This window comes from Celeribacter baekdonensis B30 (assembly GCF_000299875.1).
Lineage (GTDB): Bacteria > Pseudomonadota > Alphaproteobacteria > Rhodobacterales > Rhodobacteraceae > Celeribacter > Celeribacter baekdonensis_A.
In genome coordinates this window covers 170,214-189,885 of the sequence record NZ_AMRK01000006.1, presented here as the reverse complement: position 1 = coordinate 189,885, position 19,672 = coordinate 170,214, and the positions used below count along the sequence as shown (strand labels likewise).

The following is a 19,672-nucleotide window of genomic DNA, read 5'->3' as shown; positions in this document are numbered from 1 at the left end:
TCGAGTGACACAGGACCCTTTCACAGTTCGGGTTCGGAAAATGACGGAACGGAGCGCAGTATGAAGACGAAAATCAGGACCCTCCTTGGATCGGTCGCGGCCAAAATTTTGGTGATTATGCTGGCGCTGGCTGGAACCACCGCCGCTGCGATCCTCGTGTCTGGTTCACTGATCTCAACGATCAATGATGAGGTTGAAACACTGGTGGCAGATTCTATTCCACCGCTTGAAACGGCCTCTGGTATCGCCAATTCCGTGTCCAGCCTCAAAGATGCAATCAACACGCTGCTGACCACAAACTCGCATCTCGCCATCGAATCCAATTCCGACACCGTGCGCGAAACGCGGTCCCGTCTTCTGACTCAGATCCAGGATCTGGATCTCGACAAATACGCGAATGTCGAGACTGAAATGAGTGCTCTCACCTCCGACATTGATACATTGATGGCCGCCCGTAACGCCGAATTGATGGCCCAAAGCCGCAACATGAAAGCGCTCTCAACACTCAACCAGCAATCGCGTGAATTGAGCGAAGCCCTACAGGACCGGATTGACCGCGCCTCCTTTGCGCTGTTGTTGGCAGGGAATAATGCCAGTTCGAAATCCAACCAAAGCGTCAAACACCTCCTTAAACGCGAAGTTGACGCTCTGAAACTCGCATTGCTACTCAAGGCAGAATTGAATCTCACGGTCGGGGCAACCCAGGCGCTTCTTGAAACCAACGATTTCGGAACCCGCTCAGACCTTCAGGCGATGGCCGGCGAGGCCCAGGCACGGATTGATGCGCTGCTCGTGGAAATGGAACACAACACGTCTTCTGCTGAGTTCGTGCCTTCCATTCGCGAAGCCGCCGCTTTTCAGGCCGAGTTTATTACTTTGTCACCTTCCGATATGAAGGTCCGCGCCCGTCTTTTGCGCACGTCCCAAGAGACCCTGAACGAAGTGACGTCGCAGGCTGTGGAACGTGTTCTTGCGGGTCTGGATACCGAGAGCACAAATACGCTCGCGCAAAACGCCAAAGTCGTCAAAGACCTTCTCGACACTGACGTCAAGAACATCGCCGATCTCGCACGCCTCGATACCTCACTTAAATCCATCTTGATCAAAGCTCTGCAAGGTGCGGCCTCCATCAACGCGGGGTATATCCATGCCTTGCAGTTTGAAATTGATGGCGAAACCCCACGCATCCGGGAAACGTTACAAAATCTCCCGCCAGACCTCGCAGAAAAAGTGGCTTTGCTTCTTGAGGCCACCAATGCCGAGACCGGTCTCTTAGCCACCCGGATCGAAGCTCTGGAAGCACGTGGTCTGGGTCAAATCGCAACCGACTCTGTCTCGTCGGGCCTTTTGCGGATCAGCGATATTGTCATGAGCATTTCAAAAGACTCCATCGTCGGCATCGCAGACGCGAGCCAAACGTTGATGGGTACCGCCAAACAAGCGTCTGTAACAATGAACGGAATCGCCTTGATTGCTGCGGCAATTGTTCTTGGGGCACCGGTTTTGACTTTTCTCCTGATTATGCGCCCCCTGTCCGCCGTGACAGCAAGCACCGAACGCCTTGCCATCGGGGACATGTCAGAAATCAAACGCGTTGGGGGCCGATACGGAGAAATCGCACGACTGTTCTCCGCGCTCACAGTATTCCGCAACAATCTGGTCGAAAAAGACCGTATGGAAGGCGAAGCCGCCGAAAATGCACGGCGTGCAACCCAAATGCAAAAAGAAGCCGCCCGTGAAAAAACGGAACGCGAAGCAGCAGAACTTGAGCGGCAAAAGCAACAAGCCGCCCAAGACAGGGAACGTGAACTTGCCGCCGAACAGGAGCGCCGCGCACTTGAAGATGCCGCAGAGTCCGAGCGCAAAGCCCGCCACGCCGAACAAAGTGCTGTTGTCGAAGCCCTTGCAGAGGGGCTCCGCCGCCTGTCCCAAGGTGACGTTCGCCAAACGATTGATCAACAATTTCCAGCGAGCTACGAACAACTGCGCATGGATTATAACGCGGCAGTCAGTTCTTTGCGCTCGGTGGTCGAACGCCTCTCCGAAACAGCTCAAACAATACACTCGAACTCAGGTGAGATTTCAAACGCCGCTGATGATTTGTCTCGCCGTACAGAGCGTGCTGCATCGACACTCGGAGAAACCGCATCAGCGTTGACGCAACTGACCGCGGCCGTCAAATCCGCCGCTGACGGAGCAGCCCTCGCAAACAAAACCGTTGGTGGAGCAAAGATGAATGCTCAATCTGCAAGCACGGTGGTGAAAGAGGCGATTTCTGCTATGGATGCAATCTCTGAATCCTCGGAAAAAATTTCCAAAATCATCAGTGTGATCGACGATATCGCCTTTCAAACCAATCTCCTTGCACTCAACGCAGGCGTCGAAGCCGCCCGTGCGGGCGAGGCAGGCCGTGGCTTTGCAGTTGTTGCATCCGAAGTTCGCGCTCTGGCACAAAGATCCTCAGAGGCCGCGCGTGAAATCAACAACTTGATTTCGGAATCCGGGCAAGAGGTGGGGCGTGGTGTTTCCCTTGTCGACCAAACGGGCGAAGCCCTCCGCTCGATCGTGCATGATGTCTCCGAGATTGCCACCCATATGTCAGAGATCGCGACCTCTGCCGAAGAACAATCCGCTGGGATTTCCGAGATCAACACGGCGGTCGCCAACCTTGATCAAACCACCCAACAAAACGCGGCTATGTTTGAAGAGACAACAGCCGCAAGCTTTTCACTGGCCAACGAAGCTGCGACGCTCAGCGAGATTGTTTCACAGTTTGTTTTGAAAGAAGACACTTATGTGCCCTCCACCAAACCAACCCCCGCCTCAAGCAATAAAGTTGACTTCAGCATTGCGTCCTAAACCGCGCAGGGCGCTCAAATGGCCACACACCCATTTGACGCCTTACCCCGGCTCCGGCTCATTGAGACAGCTCAGACTGTTCTCGCGAGCAATTTGGTCGCCGGAAGTGGTGCACAACGATCATCAACATGATAAAAATGTTCAAGTTTCATAAAACCACAGGTTTGCATTGATATGGCTCATAGAGTCGCACCACTTTATGTCACAAGTGTAGGACAACTGAAATTCCAGCGCAGCAAGGGTTGCACGTGACTGTATTCCAAAATGTTCCATTCGATCAGCTTGAGATCGGCATGGAAGCAGAGACCCGGCGTTTATGCGTCGCCGATGATCTATATGTTTTTGCCCATGCTTCAGGCAATTTAAATCCAATGCATCTCCCGCATGAGGATGGCGACAAAGACGGGAAGCCTGAAGCCGTTGCGCCCTCATTTTGGGTTGGTTCTCTCATTTCATCGGTCCTTGGAAATCGTCTTCCGGGTCCGGGGACACTCTATAAATCTCAGAGCCTTCGGTTTCTCGACCGAGCCCATGCCGGGGACGAGTTGGTTGCCCGCGTCAAGCTGATCCGTAAAGGAAATGACCGTTGCGCGATTTTTCATACAACAGTGTCCCTCGCAGATGGAACCTTGTTGGTAGACGGTGAAGCCGAAGTTATCGCGCCGGATAAAAAAGACCGCTTTGACGCGCATGACGTACCGGGCCTCACTGTCGAAAGCCATCGTCATTTTGATAAGCTGCTAGAAATGGCCGAGCCACTGCCAGCAATAAGAACTGCCATCGTCGCGCCCGAGGATGTCAATTCATTGCGTGGAGCGTTGCTGGCAGCAGAGCACACAATTATCATCCCGATCTTGATCGGTGATCAGGATAAAATCGCCCGTACGGCACAAGAGAACGGCCTGTCCCTCGATGGCATCGACATCATACACTGTACAAATCACATTGAGGCGTCTCAAATTGCAGTCGACATGATTCATGAAAAACGTGCGGCCGCAATTATGAAGGGACACCTTCACACAGACGATCTTTTGCGACCGATTTTGCGATCAAACGGCGGATTGAAAACGGGACGCCGCATCAGCCACATTTTTGTCATGGATGTTCCCGGCCTTCCGCATGTGTTGATGGTCACCGATGCGGCCATCAATATTGCGCCTGACCTCCCCACGAAAGTGGACATCGTCCAGAACGCCATCGACCTTGCGCAAAGCCTTGGGATCGAACTCCCAAAAGTCGGGATCTTGTCCGCTGTTGAGACAGTAAACCCAAAAATCCCGTCAACGCTTGATGCTGCCGCCCTATCAAAAATGGCGGAGCGTGGTCAAATCACCGGCGGAATCGTGGACGGTCCTCTGGCCATGGACAATGCGGTAAGCTTGGCGGCGGCTCGGTCAAAAGGGCTAAAGAGCCTGGTTGCCGGATGTGCCGAAATCCTTGTTGCACCGAATTTGGAAAGCGGAAACATGTTGGCCAAGGAGCTGTCTTTCATCGCCCATGCAGAAGCAGCGGGCGTCGTCATGGGGGCAAGCTGCCCGATCATTTTAAATTCGCGTTCAGACAGCGACAAATCCCGCCTCGCCTCTTGCGCAGTCGCCGCGCTACACGCCCATCGGATGCAAGGCGTTCAGTAATGGGACAACGCATTCTGACGGTGAATGCCGGATCGTCTTCGGTCAAATTTGCCCTTTATAAATCTGGTGAAGACCCCAGAATGATTGCGCGCGGTCTCGTACAGGGCATCGGATCAAATTCAAGTTTCAAGTTCAAACACGGTGGGCCGGACAGCACCCACTCCGTCAAAGCATCCAATCAAACCGATGCCCTCATGGTGATCCTTGAGAGGATCACGCCGCTTTTGGAGGGTCAGGAGGTCGCAGGCGTTGGGCACCGTATTGTTCACGGCGGCCCTTTGCGCGCCACGCCGACCGAACTCACCGACGATGTGATGGCCGATCTTGCGACCTTCAATCCGCTTGCCCCGCTGCACCAACCGCACAATCTGTCTGCGGTCGAGGCGGCCAAACGCGCCTTTCCCTATGCATTGCAAATCGGCTGTTTCGACACGGCGTTTCACCGCAACCACCCTTGGGAAAACGATATTTATGCGATCCCGAGGCGGTTCTACAAACAGGGGATCAAACGCTATGGCTTTCACGGCCTGAGCTATGATTACGTCTCTCATCAGATTGTCCGAGAACGCCCGGAGTTGCGCAACAAGCGCTTGATCATCGCCCATTTGGGCAGTGGCGCCTCCATTTGCGCGGTAAACAACGGGCACTCGATCTCATCCACCATGGGGTTTTCGCCGCTCGATGGCCTCCCGATGTCGACACGTTCCGGCCAGCTTGATCCCGGCATCCTGCTGTACTTGATGGAAACCGAAGGCATGAGCGCGAAAGAGCTGACACATATGCTCTACCACGAATCCGGGCTGTTGGGCCTGTCAGGACTCAGTGCGGATATGCAAGTTTTGGAGGCTTCCGATGCCCCCGAAGCCAAGGATGCAATAGAGTATTTCGTCTATCGTGTGCGGCGTGAAATAGGGGCGATGGCAGCAACGCTATCTGGCATCGACGCGCTAATCTTTTGCGGCGGGATCGGGGAGAATTCAGCCAGGATTCGAGCCCAAATCATTGATCGACTTGGGTATCTTGGCATTGAGCTGGATGGGGACGCCAACGACTGCAATGCCCGAGACATCGGCAAAGGCCCGACGCCTGTGATGGTCATTCCAACAGACGAAGAACAGGTGATCGCGGATGCGGTGGCACGGGCCTTGATACCGCGCCACTAGGCCTTAGCCATCCGCGCTGCGCAACACCCGCGCAGGCCGGACCAACATGGCACGCCATGAAAAGAACAAGGAGGTGATCAGCGTGACGCTGATCCCACCAACCACGATCCAGAGCGCCGACAGGAGGGACAGGGTGAACTCTGCCTCCATGACGAAATGAATCACAGCCCAAGCGGCAATGGCTCCCGCTCCAAAAGCAACAAGGCCCGCAGCCGCCCCCAACAAAAGTGATCTCAGGGCAAAACTTGCCAAAATCCGGTTCCGACTTGCGCCGAGTGTTTTTAAAATGGCCGCCTCAAATCGACGACGATCCTCGCCCGCCGCCGCAGCCCCGACCAACACAACAGCCCCTGTCACCAAAGTGGCCATCGCCCCCAAAGTGGTGGCGGCCGCGATGCTTTTGAGGATAGAACTGACCCGATCAATCGCATCTCGTACGCGGATCGTGGTGATGTTGGGATAGGCCCGCGCCAGATCACGGATCAAAGGGGTCTCCGCCTCAGGCGTGGCATAGATCGTGGCGATATGGGTGTGCGGCGCGCCGGACAAAGCCGCTGGATTCATCGTCAGGACAAAGCCCATCCCCGCGCTGGAAAAATCAACATTGCGCAAGGAAGTGATCGTGCCGGTGATGTCACGTCCGAGGATGTTCACGGTCATCTCATCCCCGAGCTTCAGCCCCATCTCGGCGGCTTCATCGGCGGCAAAGCTGATTTGCGGTGGCCCCTCGTAGCCCTCTGGCCACCATACACCTTCGGTCACTTCGGCATTGTCGGGCTTTTGCGCGGCGTAGGTGATGCCCCGGTCTCCACGCAAAACCCAATGTGGCCCCGCCACGGTTTGAGCATCCTGACCATTGATGCGGGTGATGATGCCCCGCAGCATCGGCGCGGTCTCAAACCGGGTGACACCGGGGTCCTCAGCCAAGCGGTTCCGCACGCCATCGATCTGATCTTTTTGAATATCGACCACATAATAGGAAGGCGCGGCATCCGGCAGATCACGGCCAATCGCGCCGCGCAAATTGGTATCAATTTGGCCGATCGCGGACAATACGGTGAGGCCCAGCCCAAGCGAAAGGACAACGGAAATGGTTTCGCCACCGGGTCCGCCGACCGAACCCAGTGCCAAGCGCAGGGGCAAAATGCCACGCAGTGCTTTGAGCCGGGCCAAGCGGCGCGCAAGTGCAGCCATGCCCCGACCAGCCAAAACCAAAGCCCCAAAGGAAAGCGCCAATCCGGCCCCCGCCCAAAGCACTAGGCGCGCACTGTCCGAAAACAGAACTGCGGCGCTCACAAGCACGGCGATCAGGACGAAAACGGTCAAAAGATAGGGCCAGCGCGGCAGACCTTTAAGGCCAAATTGCGCGTCTCGATACAGGGCGGCGGGGCGGATTTTTTCGGTGAGAGCCAAGGGCCAAAGCACGAAAATGGCACTGGAGAGCAGACCATAAAGAGCCGCTTCAAACAACGGGCCGGCATGAACGGTGGTGTCCATCGGAACGGGGAGAATACCTTGCAAAAACGGCGCTGCGATCAACGGGATGAGCGCGCCAAGGACCAACCCACCGACAATCGCCAAAAGCGTCAAAACGCCCACCTGCAACAGGTAGATCATCAGGATTGTGGCGCGATCTGCACCAAGGGTTTTGAGCGTGGCGATGCTGGCAATTTTACGATCGAGATAAGCGCGCACCGCAGAGGAAACGCCAACGCCGCCGACCGCAAGGCCAGCAAGCCCCACAAGCACCAAAAAGGAACTGAGCCGTTCGACAAACCGATTCACACCGGGCGCACCATTGCGGGAATCCCGCCAGCGAAATCCGCCCTCTGCAACCTCGGCTTCTGCGCGGGATTTGAGTGCATCAAGATCGGTTTGTGGCGCAAGTTTGAGCCGATACGCCGCATCGAACAAGGAGCCGGGCGACAAAAGCGCGGTGTTGCGAAGTGCCTCGCGCGCCACGATGCTGCGCGGGCCAAGGGTGAACCCGGCCGAGGCCCCATCTGGTTCGCGTGTGAGTTCTGCCATGACAACAAAGGCGACATCGCCAAGACGTACAGTCTCGCCAAGGGTAAGTCCGAGCCGGTCACTCAACATTGGATCGAGGACGATACCAGGCACGCCATCGCGACCCGTAAGCGCCGCCGCGAGCGGCATGTCTGGGCGCAAACCGACAGTCCCGATTAGAGGATAAGCGGCATCGACGGCTTTGACTTGGGTGAGCGCGCGCTCATCCTTGCGGCTGAGCATGGAGCGGAAATCGGCGATCTCGGAGACCGCAACAGACCGCCCCCCCATCCAATCGCGTTCTTCTTGGGTGGCAAAGCGATAAGTGAATGTCATCTCCGCATCCCCGCCCAGAAGAGCAGCGCCTTCGCGAGCGAGGCCCAAAGAGATGCTTTCGCGCACGGAGGTGACAGCGGCAATTGCAGCCACGCCAAGGATAAGACAAATCAAGAGGACGCGAAACCCGCGAAGGCCCGCACGCAATTCACGCCGAGCAATGCGCCATGCCAGACGCAGTTTCATGCGGCGACCTCGGACAAATCCAATTGGCCATCGCGCAGACGGATGATCCGGTCACACCGCGCCGCCAATTCGGGTGCATGCGTGACCAGCACCAGGGTCGAGCCATGCCGATCACGCAGCCCCATCAGAAGATCCATAATCGCCGTGCCTGTGGTGCCATCAAGGTTGCCGGTGGGTTCATCGGCCAAAAGGATTTCGGGACGTGGTGCTGCGGCGCGGGCCAATGCGACGCGTTGTTGTTCGCCGCCTGACAGTTGTGCCGGATAATGCCCGATCCGCGCGCCAAGCCCCACCGCCTCAAGCTCCTGACGCGCCCGATCAAACGCATCGTTCACCCCCGCGAGTTCGAGAGGGATTGCGACATTTTCCAGAGCGGTCATAGTCGGCAAAAGGTGGAAGGATTGGAACACCACCCCCATATGATCCCTACGGAAGCGTGCAAGTTGATCCTCGTCCATTGTGGTCAAATCGCGCCCGAGCACCGAAATGCGCCCGGATGTGGCCTGTTCCAGCCCTCCGAGCAACATCAGGAGAGACGATTTGCCCGATCCCGAAGGTCCAACAAGCCCAAGCGTTTCACCCCGCGCGACATCGAGGGAAATCCCGCGCAGAATCTCGACCTGCCCGGCGTTTCCATCAAGGGTCAGGCGGGCATCGCGCAGCGAAATGATCGGATCGGGCATGGGGGGCATCCTTGTATCTTTACCCTTTGGATATGGGGTGTTGCGGCGGATCGGCAAGCGGTTTGCCCAGACATTTACCCTTGTTTTGGTTCAGATTTGGATGATTGGCGCGACGCATGCGGCCATGGCCGAGCCTGTCCGGATCGCAGCCCTCGGCGACAGTTTGACCCAAGGCTACGGATTGATGCAACAAGACGGGTTCACCGCGCAATTGCAGGGATGGCTGGCGGCGCATCACGTCGGCGCAACCATCATCAATGCGGGCGTGTCGGGGGACACCACGGCGGGGGGCTTGTCGCGTGTGGATTGGACCCTGACCCCGGACATCAATGCGATGATTGTGGCCTTGGGTGGCAACGATTTATTGCGCGGGCTGTCACCAGAGTTGAGCCGCGCCAACCTGAAAGGCATTTTGGAGGTGGCGCAGGCGAAAAACGTGCCTGTCCTGTTGGTCGGGATGCAAGCCCCTGGCAATTATGGCGCCGAGTATAAAGCGCATTTCGATGCGATATACCCGGATTTGGCCGAGGCCTATGACACGCTGTATTTTGACGGATTCCTCAAACCCCTCACCGACTTAGGCCTTTGGGAACAGATACTTAAAACCCATATGCAGGCAGATGGGGTGCATCCCAATGCCATGGGCGTATCGGTGATTGTCGAAGCCATGGGGCCGACGGTCGAAGCCTTGGTCAATCGTGCGAACGACACCCCTGTCGAGTGATCACTCTTTCGGATGATCGTCATAATCACCCGTCAGGATGCGCCGCGCATCACCTTCGGGGTCATCATATTGACGCGACCGGAGCGACCAGAAGAACGCAACAAGCCCAATCCCCCCGAGCAAAAGCGAGATTGGGATCAGATAGACGAGAACGTTCATGATTTACCTCTGAGGCGCAGCGCATTGAGCGATACAGTGATGGAACTGAGCGACATCGCGAGAGCAGCAGCCAACGGGGTGGCAAATCCAGCCAAAGCGATCGGAATGGCGATCATGTTGTAGCCTGCCGCAATGGCAAAATTTTCTTTGATGCGGCGGGTGGCGGAAATCGAAACGCGCGTCGCCTCGCCCAAAGGTGCAAGAGATTTGCCCAAAAGCACCATATCGGAGACGACCCGCGTGGCCTCAAGGGCGGAGGCCGGTGAAATCGACACATGGGCGGCGGCCAAGGCGGCGGTGTCATTGAGACCATCCCCGACCATCAACACTTTGCGGCCCGACCGGGTGAGTTCGGCAACGCGCAGGGCTTTGCCTTCAGGCAGACAATCGGCATCCCACGCCGAGATTCCGACGCGATGCGCAATGTCAGCCACAGCGGCGGCGGTGTCACCCGACAACAACACAACATCTTTGCCCTGGCGTTTGAGCGCCGCCACGGCCTCCGCCGCGCCATCGCGAAGATGGTCGACAAAGGTAAAAGCCAGCGGAGCTTCATCGCCGATTTTGAGATAAGTGGCGGTTTGGGCCTTGGCCACCGCATTGAGCCAACCCGCCCGGCCAAGTCGCACCGAAATGCCATCACAGCGCGCCTCGATCCCCTGCCCCGGCACTTCGCGAATATCGGTCAGTTTGGCCGGGATGACATCGGCGGCGCGGGTCGCGGCAAACAGCGCGGAAGACAAAGGATGCGCCGAACCGGAGGCCAAAGCCATGGCGACGCCTCGGGCGCGCGGCGGGATGTCGGCCAGATTAGACAGTTCGGGACGTCCCTCGGTCAGGGTGCCGGTCTTGTCGAAAACGACGGTATCGACCTCGGCCAGCCGTTCGAGCGCCGTGGAGGATTTGATCAACATGCCCGCGCGGAACAACCGGCCAGAAGCCGCGGTGGTGACCGCAGGCACAGCAAGCCCCAATGCACAAGGACAGGTGATGATCAACACGGCCACGGCGACATTCAACGCATGACGAACATCGCCGCCCGTTGCGATCATCCAGCCGATGAACGCGCCAAGCGCCAAAAGATGAACCGCAGGCGCATAAATGCGCGCGGCACGGTCCGCCAAAGAGGTGTAGCGGTTGCGCGAGGTTTCAGCCATCGCGACCAAATCGGCCATGCGGTGCAACGAACTGTCTGCGCCCGCCGCGGTGACTTTGACCACCAAAGGCCCGGTGAGATTGACTTCTCCGGCGGACACGATCGTGTCCACTTCGGCCAGCGCGGGAAGGCTTTCGCCCGTCAGCCAAGAGCGATCCACCTCGGAGGCGCCCTCCATGACAATGCCGTCCACGGGCACGCGCGCGCCGGGCACGACGCGGATCAACGCGCCCTTTTCGACCTCGGTGATGGAGATCACCCGGCCATCGGCCAAGGTCACGCGCGGCACTTCGAGGGCGGCGAGTTCTTCGGCGGCAGACCGGGCGACGGAGCGGGTGCGGTAGTCCAGATACCGGCCCGCGAGCAAGAAGAAGGTCAGAGACAAGGCGGCGTCGAAATAGGCATGCGCGCCGGATTCGAAGGTCTCATACAAAGACATGCCGCCCGCCAAAAGGATGGCCAGGGAAATCGGCACATCCATATTGAGACGCTTGGCTTTCAACGCCGTGAACGCGGAGCCAAAAAACGGCTGACCCGCATAGGCAATGGCCGGAAGCGCGATGGCGGCTGAGATCCAGTGGAACATGTCGCGGGTGGCATCCGAGGCCCCGGACCAAACCGCGACCGACAACAACATGACGTTCATCATGGCAAAGCCGGATACGGCGATGCGGGTCAGGATGGCACGGCCCCGGCGGTCGGTTTCGGTCGCCGAAATCGCGCCGGCATCAAGTTCGTAGGCCTCATAGCCGGCTTGGGTCAACGCGCTGACAAGGTCGTCAACAGAAACGTCTTCGTCCGCCTCAATCTGTGCGCGTTTGAGCGTCAGGTTCACCCGCGCGGCGCGCACGCCGGGCTGTTTGGTCAACTCGCGCTCCACGCCGGAAATACAGGCCGCACAATAAATCGCAGGCAAAGAGAGCACAAACCGGGTGTCGCGCACATCGCGGGCATGAGCCACATCATTTGCAGCAGGTCCCGCCACACAGGCGGGACAGGCTGAAATCTGAACCTCAGACATCCGGGGCCTCTTTCTCGTTTAACGTTTGACGTGAATGATAACACGCTGTTTGAACGGCGTCCCATCCTGTGCAGTGGCCACCATCCGGTAGTTCCAATTGCCCTCGGCAAGCTCGCCCGTCTCGGCCACATAGGCCTCACCGTTGAAAGTAAATTCAGGCGTTTGATCTTCAACAACATTGGTGGCCCGGCCCAGCGTGCCGCCCATTTCGGCGGCTTGCACCGGGTTGCCATTGGCGTCACGGATAAAGATGTACAGTTTGCCATCTTCATCATCGGCCTCGATGGTCCACCCCAACGCCTCTTGCAACGCCTTGTCATGATCAAAGGTCTGCGAGGCGACATAGGAGTTTTTGACCTCGAGACCGGGGAAGGTCCGCACGGCCTGAACTGCCATGAAGACATTGACCCCGATGATCACGGTAAAGGCGGACACAGTCCCGATGAGAACATGTTTGCCAGTGATTTCGCGCATGGTTTAGTTTCCTTTGCCGTTGAAGACCGAGTCGACGGAAACCCGTTCGGAACTGGCCACATCTTCGACCCAGAACGAGAACTCTTTCCGTTCGGAATTTGCGGCCTCGGACCCGGCGGGTGCCTCGACATAGGCCCGCACGATGCGCATTTCATCGGCGTTGACTGCAATGGTATCGCCCGCCGTATTGTCGCCGCCTTGCAACGTCACCGTCAAGTCGGCCTCGCCAGAGACGCTCACACGGAACTCGCGCGTTTCGCCATGTTTGTTGCGCAACCGCAAGTCGTAAATGTTGCGGATCGCACCGTCGGATTGCATCACATAGGTCGGGTTGCGCACGGGGGCGACGGTCATGTCGATGTCCGAGCGAATAAAGAGGGCAAAGACCAAAGCAAAGCCAACAGCGGCCCAAAGCACGGTGTACAGGATCGTGCGCGGACGCAGGATGTGTTTCCACACCGGTTTTGTCGGTTCGCCGGAGATTTCGCGCGGCTCATCGGTCAACGCCATATAGTCGATCAGACCGCGCGGCTTGCCGATTTTGTCCATCATGTCATCGCAGGCATCAATGCAGAGCGCGCAGGTGATGCATTCGAGTTGCTGACCATCGCGGATGTCGATGCCCATCGGACAGACGTTCACACAGGCCATACAGTCGATGCAATCGCCCAATTGATCCGCGCCTTCGCCCTTCCGGTGCTTGCCGCGCGGTTCCCCCCGCCAGTGGCGGTAGGCCACGGTCAGCGTGTCTTCGTCCATCATCGCGGCCTGAATCCGCGGCCAAGGGCAGGCGTAGATACAGATTTGTTCTCGCGCGATTGCGCCAAAGAAGATCGTCGTGGCAGTCAAAACGGCCATGGTCATATAAGCGGCCGGATGGGCCTGCCCGGTCACAAGATCTTTCAACAGCGTCGGCGCATCGGTGAAATAAAACACCCAAGCCCCACCGGTCGCCAGGCCAATCACAACCCAGGAAATGTATTTGACGATCCGCAGCCGCACCTTGCGCAGGTCCCATTTTTTCTGACGATGCAACCGCAGACGGGCGTTGCGATCACCTTCGATCCAACGTTCGACGAGGATGAAAAGATCGGTCCAGACGGTTTGAGGACAGGCATAGCCACACCACACGCGCCCAGCCGCAGAGGTGAACAGGAACAGGCCAAGTCCCGCCATGATCAACAGGCCAGCAATGAAATAGAATTCGTGCGGCCAGATTTCGATCCAGAAGAAATAAAAACGACGCCCGGCAAGGTCGATGAGAATCGCCTGATCCGGCAATTGCGGACCACGGTCCCAACGAATCCAAGGCGAGAGATAATAAATCCCCAAGGTAACCGCCATAATGACCCATTTGAGAGTCCGGAAATAGCCTTTCACACGACGCGGAAAGATCGGTTCACGGGAGGCGTAGAGTTTGTCTTCGGGGGGGGTATCGGTAGAGCTCATGGAGCATTGCCTTTTCGCACGGTTCGCGTTTTCCCCTTAATGGGGCGGAGACCTTTATGGAGCCTTGATGTGGATCAAGATTTTTAGACTCGGCCCTAAAGATGCATCAAAAAAGTTTCTTTTTCCTGTGACATCCTGCCGCCCCCGGCAAGGAGCGGAACGCCGTCGAAATTGAAACAAAGCCGCGACCCGTCAAGAGCGCAGCTTTGTTGTCGTTTGTTGGCACCAACCCTGAAGAAACGCGCGAACAGGATCAAGGGTCAGTGCCGCAACCCGGACGTTGCCGCCCGGATTCCTATTAGCTTATTGGCCGCCGCCCAACTGATGGACGTAAAGCGCGGCTGCGTTGACCTCAGCCTGAGACAGACGCTGACCCCAAGCCGGCATCACGCCAAAGCGGGCGTTGGTGACGGTTTCCTTGAGGGTGGCACGATCGCCACCATAGAGCCAAATCGCGTCGGTCAGATTCGGCGCGCCTTGGAAGATGTCGCCTGTGCCGTCTTCGAGGTGGCACGCCGCACAGTTGTCGGCGAACACAACAGCGCCTTCGGTGGCCATCGCCGCATCGTGGTCCTGACCGGACAGCGACAGGACATATTCCACGACCTGATCAATCTGAGCCGGTTCAAGCAACTCGTCAGCGCCAAAACGCGGCATCTCGGAGTAGCGCGCCTCATCGGTTTCGTTGCGCACACCGTGTTGGATGGTGTAGGCGACCTCATCAATCGTACCACCCCAAAGCCAATCGTTGTCCAAAAGGTTCGGATAGCCGACGTTGCCGGCCGCACCGGAACCGTGGCACTGGGAACAATTGGCCCGGAACACGGCGGCCCCCATGTTGACGCCGTAGTTGTGCAGATCCGAGTTCACGTCGATTGTGGTGACGTCGGCAGAGGCCAACTCGGCGTTCACGCCCGCATTCATCTCCTCAAAAGAGGCGATGTCTTTGGCCACTTCTGCCCGAGTGGACCAGCCAAGCATCCCGGCGGTTGCGCTTTTGATCCCCGGCCATGCAGGCATCGCGATCGAATACGCGATGGCCCAAATGATACTGGCATAGAAGACCATCAACCACCAGCGTGGAAGGGGGTTGTTGAGTTCTTCGATCCCATCCCAGGAGTGGCCTGTTGTTTCCACATCTTTCTTGCTCATGTCCTCGCCTCCTTTTCGGCGGGTGTATCTTCGTTGCGGAAGATGCTGGTCGAGACGTCTTGATAGTCTTTGCGCGACCCCGGGCGGAACACCCAGACAATGACCGCAACAAAGAACACAAACATCGCAAGCAGCACCCAGCTGTCGGCAAATTCCCGAAGGATATGATAGTTCATCACATACCCCCTTAGCGTGATGCGTCAGGCGTAAAGGTCGAGAAGTCGACCAATGTGCCAAGCATCTGCAAATAGGCGATCAGAGCATCCATTTCCGTGACACCGGGTTGACCGTCGAAGTTGGACACAACGGCTTTGGGATAACGGGCCATCAACCCGTCAAAGTCACTGTCGGGATCGGCCTGCGCAGCAAAGTCCGCTTGCGCAACTTCGATCATTTCGTCGGTGTAAGGCACGCCCACGATTCGATGGGTCGACATCAGGTCCTGAATGTATTCCGCGTCGATATAACGATCCGCAAGGAAGCCATATTTCGGCATAACCGACTCAGGCACCACCGACTGTGGATCGGTCATGTGATCGACATGCCACGCGTCGGAATAACGGCCGCCCACACGGGCCAAATCCGGGCCGGTGCGTTTGGACCCCCACTGGAACGGGTGGTCGTATTTCGACTCCGCTGCCAGAGAGTAGTGCCCATACCGTTCCACTTCGTCGCGCATCGGGCGGATCATCTGAGAGTGACAGACGTAGCAGCCTTCGCGGATGTAGATTTCACGCCCAGTCAATTCAAGCGGGGAATAGGGGCGCACGCCTTCGACATCCTCGATGGTGTTTTCGAGGTAGAAAAGGGGTGCGATCTCTACGATCCCGCCGATGGTGACCACCAAAAGTGCGCCAACCATAAGGAGGGTGCCGTTGGTTTCAATGATCTTATGCTTGTCAATGAGAGCCATTGTTTAAACCCTCCCTTATTCGGCCGGAGCCATGGCCGGAACGTCTGCTTTTGCAGGGCTACGACGCACAGTCATGATCAGATTGTAGCACATGATGATCGCACCAGTGAGATAGAGAACCCCACCCACAGCACGAACCACATACATCGGATGCTTGGCGGACACGGTGTCTGCAAAGGCGTTCACGAGGAAGCCCTGGCTGTCGACTTCGCGCCACATCAGGCCTTCCATGATACCCGTCACCCACATCGACGCGGCGTAAAGCACGATGCCGATAGTGGCGAGCCAGAAGTGCCAGGACACGAGGCCAAGCGAGTAAAGACGATCCCGGTTCCACAGGCGCGGGGTGAGGAAATAGAGAGCACCAAAGGTGATCATACCGTTCCAACCCAAAGCACCGGAGTGCACGTGGCCGATGGTCCAGTCAGTGTAGTGAGACAGCGAGTTCACCGCGCGGATCGACATCATCGGACCCTCAAAGGTCGACATGCCGTAGAAGCCCACTGAGATCACCATCATACGGATGACCGGGTCGGTGCGCAGCTTGTCCCATGCGCCAGACAGCGTCATCAGACCGTTGATCATTCCACCCCAGGACGGCATCCATAGCACGATGGAGAACACCATACCGAGGGTCGAAGCCCAATCCGGCAGAGCGGTGTAGTGCAGGTGGTGCGGGCCAGCCCAGATGTAAAGAAAGATCAAAGCCCAGAAGTGAATGATCGACAGTTTGTAGGAGAACACCGGACGCTCGGCCTGTTTCGGCACGAAGTAGTACATCATGCCGAGGAAACCTGCAGTGAGGAAGAAGCCCACAGCGTTGTGACCGTACCACCACTGCGTCATCGCATCCTGAACGCCAGACATCACCATCACGGAGCGCGAGCCCAGGAAGGAGACCGGGATCACCAGATTGTTGACGATGTGGAGCATGGCAATGGTTACGATGAACGACAGGTAGAACCAGTTCGCCACATAGATGTGCTTTTCTTTACGCTTAAAGATCGTGCCCATGAAAGTGACGAGATAGGCGACCCATACGATGGTCAGCCATAGGTCGATGTACCATTCCGGTTCAGCGTATTCTTTGGATTGGGTCACACCCAAGACATAACCCGTCGCCGCCAGCACGATGAACAAGTTATAGCCCCAGAACACGAACCACCCAAGGCCACCACCAAACAGGCGCGCCGCAGAGGTGCGTTGCACCACATAGAAAGACGACGCGATCAAGGCGTTGCCGCCAAAAGCGAAAATCACCGCAGAGGTGTGCAGCGGACGCAAGCGCCCAAAGTTGCCGTGACCTTGCAGGAACTCGAAGTTGAGGCTCGGAAAAGCGAGCTGGAAGGCAATAAACGTCCCCACCAGAAAGCCCACAACGCCCCAGCCGGCAGTTGCGATAACACCGTAGCGCACGACACCATCAAAGTAGCCCTCGGGCTGTGCTTTGACGTCGCCTGTCGTCCGCAGAGTGTAGATGAAAGTAATGGCCGCCGCGGCCATGAAAATAAGCGCATGGATTTGATAGCCAAAATCGCGCCCGTAGTTTGCGGCAAGGCCGAATAGGACCACGGCGATCCCCAGCACTGCCAACTTAATGTAGTTCCACATGTTGCGTCCCTTCGTTCTGATGCCCATTTATGTTAGGCATGTCGCCCCGTGTTTGGCACAGGTCTCGACAGTTTGCGGTTTGAACGACATCCGGGCGACCCTCCTTGATCTGAGTCAAAGCATCGCGAGAAAGGGATTTCTCGCCCAAATTTCGTGTAATGTCCGCATGCATTCCTCAATGGGTTAAATACCACAGAAACAGCCCCGTGTGCGCCCTTAGTGTGCGCACCCTTATTCCTTTTACATAGTTAAATTTAAATGAACCCCCGCGCAAATCGCCGCGCCCCTCAAATTTGTTGATCTCAATCAAAGCCATTTCGAGCACATGCGCGCATTGTATAGGTCGAAATGTCGCAATTCCCGAATGGAGGTCGCCATGCCTTTTAAAACCATCACAACCATTATTTGTAATATGGACGCGGATCGCCATGCCCTTGAGGCCGCAACCGCTCTTGCTCGGCGCGAAGAAGGGCATCTTGACGTGATTTGTCTGGGTCTCGACCGCACACAGCCCGGCTTCTACTATGCCGGCACCAATGCGATGGCCTTGCAAGACAACCTGCAACAGGCCCAAACCGAGAGTCGCGAAATTGAGTCTCAGGTCACGGAATTCTTGAGAGTTCAGGAAATTTCGTGGGTGACCAACCCCTTAACCGCGCAGATGGCCGGTCTGACGCCCCAACTCGCACATTTCCTGCGCTTCTCTGATGTCGTCGTCCTGCCCCGCCCTTACGGTCCGGGCCGCAGCCACGAGCACGAAGAAATCTTGGAAGCCGCGTTGTTCTCCGGTCATGTTCCGGTTCTCGTTGTGCCCGACACCGCCGATGTGCCGCAAAACATCGAACGTGTCGTCGTCGCATGGAATGAAAGCGCCGAAGCCTTGGGCGCTGTGCGTTCCGCTCTGCCGATTCTGCAAAAAGCCGATGTTGTGGACATCACCATCATCGACCCGCCGCAGCATGGCCCCGATCGCTCTGATCCGGGTGGCTCGTTGTGCCAAATGTTGGTGCGTCACGGTGTGCGCGCCGAAGTGTCGGTTCTGGCCAAAACCATGCCGCGCGTCTCCGATGTGCTCTGCCGTCAGCTGCGCGACAAGGACGCCGATCTCTTGGTGATGGGGGCCTATGGTCATTCCCGCTTCCGCGAATCGATCCTTGGCGGTGCAACCCGCCACATGTTGGAATTGGCGGATATTCCGGTGCTGATGTCGCACTGAGTTGATGTCACACTGACGCTCAACACCACGAACATACCGCAATCCGGCCCGCAGACAGGACGATCTACGGGCCGGAAAACATTTATGAATTTGACTTGATCAAGGCCTAAAGCAAGCCTGGCCTCAGGCCATCATCCCGCCGTCCATGTCATCCCCCGTCTCGATCTGCAACCGATCGAAATCCGGGATGATCACTCTACGTTTGCCTTCCAGCGTAATGATTCCCTCGCGTTTGAGCGCCGAAATCTGCCGCGACACGGTTTCAAGCGTCAGACCAAGGTAGTCCGCCATCGCCTCGCGGGTCAGCGGCAATTCAAACATCATGCCATCGCCCGTGCTCTTCAGCGCCAGCGAGGATTCGCGCCGGGCGATGATCGCCAGCAGAGATGCAATTTTTTCCCGCGCAGTTTTACGACCGAGGATCAGCATCCACTCGCGGGCCGCATCGAGTTCGTCCAACGTCATCTCCAAAAGGCGCTGTGCGATATGCGGTGTGCGCGTCATCAGCGCTTCAAAAGGTTTACGACGAAAACAACAAAGTGTGAGGTTGGAGACGGCAGCCACATCATATGGGGCAACGTCGCGCCCCGGACGCCCCAGAAAATCAGAGGGCAACAACAGCCCAACCATCTGGGTGCGCCCGTCTTCCATGGCTTGGCTCAAAGAGGCCACGCCGGTGACCACGGAGGCCACAAAATCCATGCGATCCCCGGACCAGACAATGGGTTGGCCCGCTTCATAGGAGCGATAGTATTTGATGGAATCGAGCTCATTGAGCTCATCTGTCTCGCACCGGGCACAGACAGCCCGGTGACGGATCGGACAGGACCCACACTCTTTGTGGTCGAATACAATGTCACTCATAGGTGCGCTCACGTTTTTTGATCTGGGTCAATGCGCCCAATCTTAGTTCCACTAGATCGTATCCT

Annotated in this window: 16 protein-coding genes; 5 read left to right on the top strand and 11 right to left on the bottom strand. The window is 57.2% G+C overall.

Annotated features, from left to right (window positions below):
• The first annotated feature begins 60 nt into the window (after positions 1-60).
• The 3 genes from B30_RS22380 (at position 61) to B30_RS12525 (ending at position 5,656) form a co-directional block, all read left to right on the top strand.
• Positions 61-2,859 carry a methyl-accepting chemotaxis protein gene (locus B30_RS22380; protein WP_009572462.1) on the top strand — a complete coding sequence of 933 codons (2,799 nt, stop codon included), beginning with the start codon at positions 61-63 and terminating at the stop codon, positions 2,857-2,859.
• Positions 2,860-3,101: 242 nt separating this feature from the next.
• Positions 3,102-4,493, top strand: coding sequence for a bifunctional enoyl-CoA hydratase/phosphate acetyltransferase (locus B30_RS12530; RefSeq protein ID WP_040402406.1), 1,392 nt, complete (start codon positions 3,102-3,104; stop codon positions 4,491-4,493).
• A complete protein-coding gene (locus tag B30_RS12525; RefSeq protein ID WP_009572460.1) occupies positions 4,493-5,656 on the top strand; it encodes an acetate/propionate family kinase in 1,164 nt (387 codons plus the stop codon). The genes B30_RS12530 and B30_RS12525 overlap by 1 nt, the downstream gene beginning before the upstream one ends.
• 3 nt (positions 5,657-5,659) lie before the next feature.
• Here the strand turns inward: B30_RS12525 and B30_RS12520 are convergent, their stop codons facing one another.
• Both B30_RS12520 and B30_RS12515 read right to left on the bottom strand, forming a co-directional pair.
• Positions 5,660-8,185: an ABC transporter permease gene (locus B30_RS12520; RefSeq protein WP_009572459.1), complete on the bottom strand. Its 2,526-nt coding sequence runs from the start codon at positions 8,183-8,185 to the stop codon at positions 5,660-5,662.
• Positions 8,182-8,868, bottom strand: a complete 687-nt coding sequence (locus tag B30_RS12515) for an ABC transporter ATP-binding protein (RefSeq protein ID WP_009572458.1) — start codon at positions 8,866-8,868, stop codon at positions 8,182-8,184. The genes B30_RS12520 and B30_RS12515 overlap by 4 nt, the downstream gene beginning before the upstream one ends.
• Here B30_RS12515 and B30_RS12510 point away from each other — a divergent pair.
• Complete coding sequence (locus B30_RS12510; RefSeq protein ID WP_009572457.1) at positions 8,867-9,592, top strand: arylesterase; 726 nt, start codon at positions 8,867-8,869, stop codon at positions 9,590-9,592. The genes B30_RS12515 and B30_RS12510 overlap by 2 nt on opposite strands.
• Here the strand turns inward: B30_RS12510 and ccoS are convergent, their stop codons facing one another.
• The 8 genes from ccoS to ccoN all read right to left on the bottom strand — a co-directional run bounded on the left by ccoS (position 9,593) and on the right by ccoN (position 17,527).
• Positions 9,593-9,751 carry a cbb3-type cytochrome oxidase assembly protein CcoS gene (gene ccoS, locus B30_RS12505; protein WP_009572456.1) on the bottom strand — a complete coding sequence of 53 codons (159 nt, stop codon included), beginning with the start codon at positions 9,749-9,751 and terminating at the stop codon, positions 9,593-9,595.
• On the bottom strand, positions 9,748-11,928 hold the full coding sequence (locus tag B30_RS12500) for a heavy metal translocating P-type ATPase (protein ID WP_009572455.1): 2,181 nt from the start codon (positions 11,926-11,928) through the stop codon (positions 9,748-9,750). The genes ccoS and B30_RS12500 overlap by 4 nt, the downstream gene beginning before the upstream one ends.
• Positions 11,929-11,946: 18 nt before the next feature.
• A complete protein-coding gene (locus B30_RS12495) occupies positions 11,947-12,402 on the bottom strand; it encodes a FixH family protein (RefSeq protein WP_009572454.1) in 456 nt (151 codons plus the stop codon).
• A 3-nt stretch (positions 12,403-12,405) separates the two neighbouring features.
• Complete coding sequence (gene ccoG / locus B30_RS12490) at positions 12,406-13,851, bottom strand: cytochrome c oxidase accessory protein CcoG (protein WP_009572453.1); 1,446 nt, start codon at positions 13,849-13,851, stop codon at positions 12,406-12,408.
• A 303-nt stretch (positions 13,852-14,154) separates the two neighbouring features.
• A complete protein-coding gene (gene ccoP, locus B30_RS12485; RefSeq protein WP_009572452.1) occupies positions 14,155-15,003 on the bottom strand; it encodes a cytochrome-c oxidase, cbb3-type subunit III in 849 nt (282 codons plus the stop codon).
• Complete coding sequence (locus B30_RS12480) at positions 15,000-15,179, bottom strand: CcoQ/FixQ family Cbb3-type cytochrome c oxidase assembly chaperone (RefSeq protein WP_009572451.1); 180 nt, start codon at positions 15,177-15,179, stop codon at positions 15,000-15,002. The genes ccoP and B30_RS12480 overlap by 4 nt, the downstream gene beginning before the upstream one ends.
• A gap of 11 nt (positions 15,180-15,190) precedes the next feature.
• Positions 15,191-15,916: a cytochrome-c oxidase, cbb3-type subunit II gene (gene ccoO, locus B30_RS12475; RefSeq protein ID WP_009572450.1), complete on the bottom strand. Its 726-nt coding sequence runs from the start codon at positions 15,914-15,916 to the stop codon at positions 15,191-15,193.
• 15 nt (positions 15,917-15,931) lie between these two features.
• Entirely contained in the window at positions 15,932-17,527 is a 1,596-nt protein-coding gene (gene ccoN, locus B30_RS12470) for a cytochrome-c oxidase, cbb3-type subunit I (RefSeq protein ID WP_009572449.1), read from the bottom strand.
• A 376-nt stretch (positions 17,528-17,903) separates the two neighbouring features.
• Here ccoN and B30_RS12465 point away from each other — a divergent pair, with 376 nt between their 5' ends.
• Complete coding sequence (locus B30_RS12465) at positions 17,904-18,743, top strand: universal stress protein (RefSeq protein WP_040402405.1); 840 nt, start codon at positions 17,904-17,906, stop codon at positions 18,741-18,743.
• 123 nt (positions 18,744-18,866) lie between these two features.
• On the opposite strand, the gene fnrL is transcribed toward B30_RS12465, so the two are convergent.
• Positions 18,867-19,607: a transcriptional regulator FnrL gene (gene fnrL / locus B30_RS12460; protein ID WP_009572447.1), complete on the bottom strand. Its 741-nt coding sequence runs from the start codon at positions 19,605-19,607 to the stop codon at positions 18,867-18,869.
• Positions 19,608-19,672: the final 65 nt, after the last annotated feature.